Below are 6131 nucleotides of genomic sequence, written 5' to 3'. Positions count from 1 at the left end.
TAGAAGATGAAGAGGATGAATTTTAAGGGGGATTTTAGATGTCAGTAAGTTTTGTGAGAATAGATGATAGAGTGATACATGGTCAAATTGTGGTAGTTTGGTCTAAGATACGTCCATGCGATGGAATAATAGCGGTAGATGATGATATTGCTAAAGATAAGGTATTGTCAATGGTTTATAAGAATGCGGCTCCTGTGGGAGTAAAAGCTGTTGTGCTTTCAGTCGCTGAAGGACTTCAAAAATTACCACAGGCTCAAGGGAGTAAAAAAAATTACTTTATAATAGCAAAGACACCTATTACTCTTGCTAAATTAGTACAAGGTGGATTTGAATTGGGTGTAAAAAAAATAAATGTAGGACCTATGAGCTCTAGAGATGGAGCGATTACAGTTGGTTCTAATGCTTGTGTTACACCAGAAGAAGCTAAGGCGTTTGATGTTTTAGTTGAAGCTGGATATGAAATTGAGTTTCAATTGGTTCCGGAAAAGAAAGCCTACACTTGGGAGAGTGTTCGCGATAAATTCTAGAATCTTCCAAAGGGAGGTCTAAAGAAGAGTGCATTGCACTTAAATTAAAGGAGGGGACTTTATGTTAATTCAAGCTATCCTGATAGGTATTTTTTGCTATTTAGGATCACTAAGCTGTCCGTGGGTCTTTGGTTTGACTGGTGGATGGTACACACTTACGAGACCATTGGTTTCAGGTTTAATTGTAGGACTTATATTAGGAGATGTGACATCGGGGATAATGATAGGTGTAGCTGTACAGGCGGTTTATATTGCCATGGTAACACCTGGAGGAGTTATGCCAGCTGATTTGAATTTTGTTGCGTATCCAGCAATTGCGCTAGGAATACTATCAAAGGCAGATCCAGAAGTTGCTGTTACTATAGCGGCTACTATTGGTATTTTAGGAACTATTATATTCAATGCCATGATGGTTTTAAATTCATTTTGGAATCACAGATGTGTATCAGCAGTTGAAAAGGGAGATATTAAAGGGATATACAAGAACCAAGTTATTTATCCTCAAATTACAAATTTCTTGATGAGATTTATCCCAACGGTTATAGCTGTTTATTTTGGCGCACAATACGTTCAAGGTTGGATAGATGCGACTCCAGAGTTGGTTATTCATATAATGAATGTATTAGGTGGAATACTGCCAGCTGTTGGTATTGCAATATTACTCAAGCAGATTGTAAAGGGTGGAACTGATTTTGTATTTTTCCTAGTTGGATTCGTATTTATTGTATTTTTGAAGGTAAATATGATTGCATTGGCTATCATAGGTGCGTTACTTGCTTTAATTCACTTTAAGTACACACCATCACAAGAGGAGGTGTTTTAAATGTCAGAAGTAAAATTAACTAAAAAAGATTTAAACAAATGCTGGAGATCGTGGATGATGCACAATTTGACATCTATGAGTTTTGAATTTTTGGAATCATTTGGATTCTGCTGGTCAATGGTACCTGCGATAAAAAAATTGTATGCAAACGATCCAGATAAGCAAAGAGAAGCTCTTAAGAGACACTCTGCATTTTATAACACTGAACCTCAATTAGGAGCTATAGTAAATGGAATCGCAGTTGGGCTTGAAGAGAAAAAAGCTAATGGCGAGGAAGTAGATGGAGAGACTATAAATGCTATGAAAGTAGGTCTTATGGGTCCACTTGCAGGTATTGGAGACTCTATGATTCCGGGAATGCTTGTACCACTTTTACTAAGTATTGGTATGGGCCTTGCTGCAGGAGGAAGTGTATTAGGACCTCTATTCTATATAATTGCCTACAATGCGATTATACTTGGTGGCAGCTATTTCTTATTTCACAAAGGATATCAATTGGGAGCTGAATCAGTAGAGCTACTAGTAGGAGAAAAGGCAACGAAGATAAAAGAAGCATTTTCAATACTTGGAATTACAGTTATGGGCGGTGTTGCTGCTAGTTATGTAAACTTATCTACTATATTAAATTATCAAAATGGAAATGTAAATTTAGTTATTCAAGATATGATTGATGGAATTTTTCCTAAATTATTGCCACTTTCAGTTGTTATAATTTCGTGGTTCTTGATGAGTAAAAAGAATGTATCACCTACGAAATTGATGATGTTATTGTTGGGAGTTGCAGTTGTTGGGAGTGTTTTAGGTGTATTCTAAAAAACTCTGCAAGGATAGGCCCCTTACAGAGTTTAAGAAGTGAAGAATTGTATTAGCAATCCTTCCCTAACATTATACAGAAGTTTTAAAGACTTGACAAATGATAGGGATTCAAATTAGAATTTTACAGAATATGGTTTTAATTAGACTTGCAACCAAATTGTGAGTATTTTAAAGAATGATAGAGGTGCTCTATGATAGAAAAAGCGAAATTAAGAGTTGACGAAGCAGGTCATTTAAGCGGAGAGAGCGTAATAAAATCCGAGAGAAAACTCGGAGATATTGCCGGTATATTTGAATCTGAAATTGAAGATAATAGATTTGAAGAAATTGCTTATAGAGTTGAGATGCATGCTAAAGAAAAAGAAGGTGTAGAAGGCGGTTTGTTTTTTGGGACAAGCTATGTTTTTCCAGGAAATGTAAATGGAGAGTATTTTATGACAAAGGGACATTTTCATTCTAAACGCCAAAGCGCTGAATATTATTGGGGAATTTCAGGAAATGGAATTTTGCTTTTGATGGATGAGAATGGAACATGCTTTGCTGAAGAAGTTTCAAAAGGTTCTGTTCACTACATTAGAGGGCATGTAGCTCATAGACTTGTAAATATAGGAGAAGAAGTTTTAGCTGTAGGTGCTTGCTGGCCATCTGATGCGGGTCATGATTATGAAACTATAGCAGAAGAGGGTTTCTCATGTAGAGTTAAAAAAGGGATTCAGGGTCCTATAATCATAGAGAACACGTCGAGTAAATAAATTATCTAATAGAAAAGAAGGATTGATGACGATGAAAAATAATTTGGACAATTCAAAGGGAGCACAGCCACTTTATATACAAATAAAGGAGATTTTATTTCAGCGCATTTCAAATGGAATATATAAAACAGGAGAGACTATTCCTACAGAGCTTGAATTTCAAGAAGAGTTTGATGTGAGTCGAATTACTGTTAGACAAGCGATAAATGAATTGGTTGTAGACGGTTACTTAACTAGGCGAAGAGGAAAGGGAACTGTTGTAATCAAGAAAAAAATAGAGGAAAAGTTAAACAGAGTTCTAAGTTTTACTAAAGAAATGCAAGAGATGGGGATTACACCTTCTACCAGTTATGCCCAAATCGAAAGAGTAAAATCAACAGCAGTGGTTGCTAAAAAGCTAAATATAGAGGTTGGACAAGAAGTTTATTTAATAACTAGAATCCGTTGTGCTGATGGACAACCGATAGTCTTTTTTGAAACCTATTTGATTGGAGATTTGAAATTGCCTTTAGACCATGAGGTTTATTTTGGATCAATGTATCAAGTTATTGAATCGACTAATCCGGTAAAGATTACAAAAGCAAAGGAGTATATAGGAGCAGAAGTTGCTACGAAAACTTTAGCAGAACGCCTTGAAATATCAAAGGGCGATCCTATTTTGACTAGAACAAGGGTTGGATATGATCAAAATGAGAGAGCTATAGAATTTACGACGTGTTACTATGTTGCAAAACAATATCAATACTATGTGGAACTAGATAGAGAGTAGAGGCCGGGCATAGCCCCGGCTTTCTAATTAATTCAAGAGGTTTTGAAATCGAAATACCTCAAGTGATTATAGTTAAGAGCAGAAATGGAGTGAATCAATTATGAAGGGATATGGCAATTACGATAAGTTTCCTGCTGTTGAAGTTAAGGGTTATGATAAGCAGGCGTGGAAGGGATACGAATCGATTGTAGAAGAGATTAAATTTGGAATTTCAGATTTAAAAAAAGCCGTAGTCGTTGTTGATTTTTATCCAGGAGTTTCAGAAACTGAAATTCTAAAGGGGTTTGCCGAGTTAAAACCAGTTTTATCGGTTAAAGCAGATGAATGCGCCCTTTCTGGAGATGAATTGACGGCGTATTTGAAAGATGAAATAAAAGAAGATCGTATATTTGGATATATGACAAAAAGACACCTTGGAGATGTATTTCTTACAGAGAAGATAGAAACAGTGAGAGAAAGTATAGATTTAGTAGATGAAGGTATTGTACTCATATACGGTGTTGGAGCAGGACTTATAACTACTGGAGATGTCTATATTTATGCCGATTTAGCTAGATGGGAAATACAAAAAAGGCATAGACGCGGTATGTCAAATTGGAACATATCAAATAGTGATGAGGATAATAAGAGAAAATACAAGCGAGCTTTTTTCATAGAATGGCGTTTAGCAGATAGGCATAAAAAGAAATTTTATGAGAAAATGGATTATGTATTGGACACGAATGAAGATAACAATCCTAAAATGATAACCGGAGAGGGATTTAGAGAGGGGCTTATACAGACAGCCCAAAGACCTTTTAGAGTTATGCCATTTTTTGACCCAGGAGTTTGGGGAGGACAATGGATGAAGGAGGTTTGTGATTTAGATAGAAGTGTTGAAAAGTACGCTTGGAGTTTTGATGGAGTGCCAGAAGAAAATTCGCTTTTATTAAAGTACGGTGATATAACTATAGAGATGCCGTCTATAAACGCTGTACTATATCAACCTAGAAATTTACTTGGGGATAGAGTTCATGCTAGATTTGGAGCGGAATTCCCAATAAGATTTGATTTTCTAGATACCATGGGTGGACAAAATTTATCGCTTCAAGTACATCCACTTACAGAATATATTCAGGAACATTTTGGAATGAACTACACTCAGGATGAAAGCTACTATATATTAGATGCAGAGCCAAATGCAAATGTGTATCTTGGGGTGAAGGAAGATATAGAGCCAAACGATATGATGAGGGATTTGAGAAGAGCTGAAGATGGAGAAATCTCTTTTCCAGATGACAAGTATATAAATCAATTTCCGGCCAAAAAACATGATCATTTCTTGATACCTGCTGGAACTATTCATTGTTCTGGATCAGACAGTATGGTACTTGAAATATCAGCTACTCCTTATATATTTACATTTAAACTTTGGGATTGGGATAGAGTGGGTTTAGATGGATTGCCAAGACCTATACACATAGATCATGGAGAGAATGTAATACAATGGGATAGAAGAAAGAAGTGGATAGAAGAAAATCTAGTTAATCAAGTCGAAGTATTGAATGAATCTAAAGGATATATAGAAGAACGTACAGGTCTTCATGAGAGAGAATTCATAGAAACGAGAAGATATTGGATTAGTGAATCGGTTGAATTAAACACTGAAGGTGGAGTTAATGTACTAAATTTAGTGGAGGGCGCTGAAGCTATAGTCGAGAGTCCTACAAATAGTTTTGAACCATTTATAGTTCACTATGCTGAGACATTTATAATACCGGCATCTGTAGGAGAGTATACTATAAGACTTAGTGAAAATAGTAGTTGTGAAAAAATAGGAGTTATAAAAGCAAGCGTTAGAGGATAGCTGTAAAGCGGAAATTTAGAGATGAATAGTGATAAATATTTGAAACGCAGAGTGGTATCCGGTGAGTAAAAATCGGTTAGATTTATTTCAAGTGAATAAATCTAACCGATTTTTTGATTTAGATATACACGTTTGAAATGTTATTTGATATGTGATTTAGCTACCAAGTTCTTCTTCTATAGCTTCTTTACAAATGGAAATGGCTTTAATCATCTCATCCTTTGTCATGATGATTGGTGGGTTGAAGTATAGAATATCTTCAAGGGGTCTTAATAGAAGTCCTTTTTTTAGTGCCCTTTTGTAAATATTGTAGCCGGTTCTTTTCTTTGAATCTAGTGGAGTTTTTGTTTTTTTATCAGAAACTAGTTCTATAGCATTTATTAAACCGATATATCTTATATCGCCAACATTTGGATGATTTTGAAGTTCAGAGCAAATTAGATTGTGGAAATAATCTGAGTTTGAAGCAGCTTTTTCTACTAGATTTTCTTCTTCTAGTATGTTCAAAACTTCAACAGCAGCTCTGCATGCTAACGGGTTTCCACTATAGGTATGACTGTGTAATTATGCTTTGCCATCATTGTAATCGCCATAGAAT

The 6131-nt window shown here is 35.6% G+C and carries 6 protein-coding genes and 1 pseudogene; 6 read left to right on the top strand and 1 reads right to left on the bottom strand.

The window, feature by feature from the left end; all coding sequences use genetic code 11:
* The first annotated feature begins 38 nt into the window (after nt 1–38).
* The 6 genes from N4A40_12030 (at nt 39) to N4A40_12005 (ending at nt 5533) form a co-directional block, all read left to right on the top strand.
* Complete coding sequence (locus tag N4A40_12030) at nt 39–527, top strand: PTS sugar transporter subunit IIB (GenBank protein MCT4662583.1); 489 nt, start codon at nt 39–41, stop codon at nt 525–527.
* A gap of 61 nt (nt 528–588) precedes the next feature.
* Nucleotides 589–1350: a PTS sugar transporter subunit IIC gene (locus N4A40_12025; GenBank protein ID MCT4662582.1), complete on the top strand. Its 762-nt coding sequence runs from the start codon at nt 589–591 to the stop codon at nt 1348–1350.
* Nucleotides 1351–2163 (top strand): PTS system mannose/fructose/sorbose family transporter subunit IID, encoded by an 813-nt coding sequence (locus N4A40_12020; GenBank protein MCT4662581.1) that lies wholly within the window; start codon nt 1351–1353, stop codon nt 2161–2163.
* Nucleotides 2164–2357: 194 nt separating this feature from the next.
* Nucleotides 2358–2918 (top strand): glucose-6-phosphate isomerase, encoded by a 561-nt coding sequence (locus N4A40_12015; GenBank protein ID MCT4662580.1) that lies wholly within the window; start codon nt 2358–2360, stop codon nt 2916–2918.
* A 31-nt stretch (nt 2919–2949) separates the two neighbouring features.
* The gene (locus N4A40_12010) at nt 2950–3687 is read left to right on the top strand and encodes a GntR family transcriptional regulator (protein ID MCT4662579.1); all 738 of its coding nucleotides are present in this window, start codon (nt 2950–2952) and stop codon (nt 3685–3687) included.
* A 100-nt stretch (nt 3688–3787) separates the two neighbouring features.
* Entirely contained in the window at nt 3788–5533 is a 1746-nt protein-coding gene (locus N4A40_12005; GenBank protein ID MCT4662578.1) for a class I mannose-6-phosphate isomerase, read from the top strand.
* Nucleotides 5534–5689: 156 nt separating this feature from the next.
* On the opposite strand, the pseudogene N4A40_12000 reads toward N4A40_12005, so the two are convergent.
* A pseudogene (locus N4A40_12000) lies at nt 5690–6082 on the bottom strand (aminotransferase class III-fold pyridoxal phosphate-dependent enzyme).
* Between the last annotated feature and the right edge of the window lie 49 nt (nt 6083–6131).

It is taken from the genome of Tissierellales bacterium, from assembly GCA_025210965.1.
GTDB lineage: Bacteria > Bacillota > Clostridia > Tissierellales > JAOAQY01 > JAOAQY01.
The sequence above is the reverse complement of the archived record's forward strand: the minus strand, read 5'-3'. Positions and strand labels throughout refer to the sequence as shown.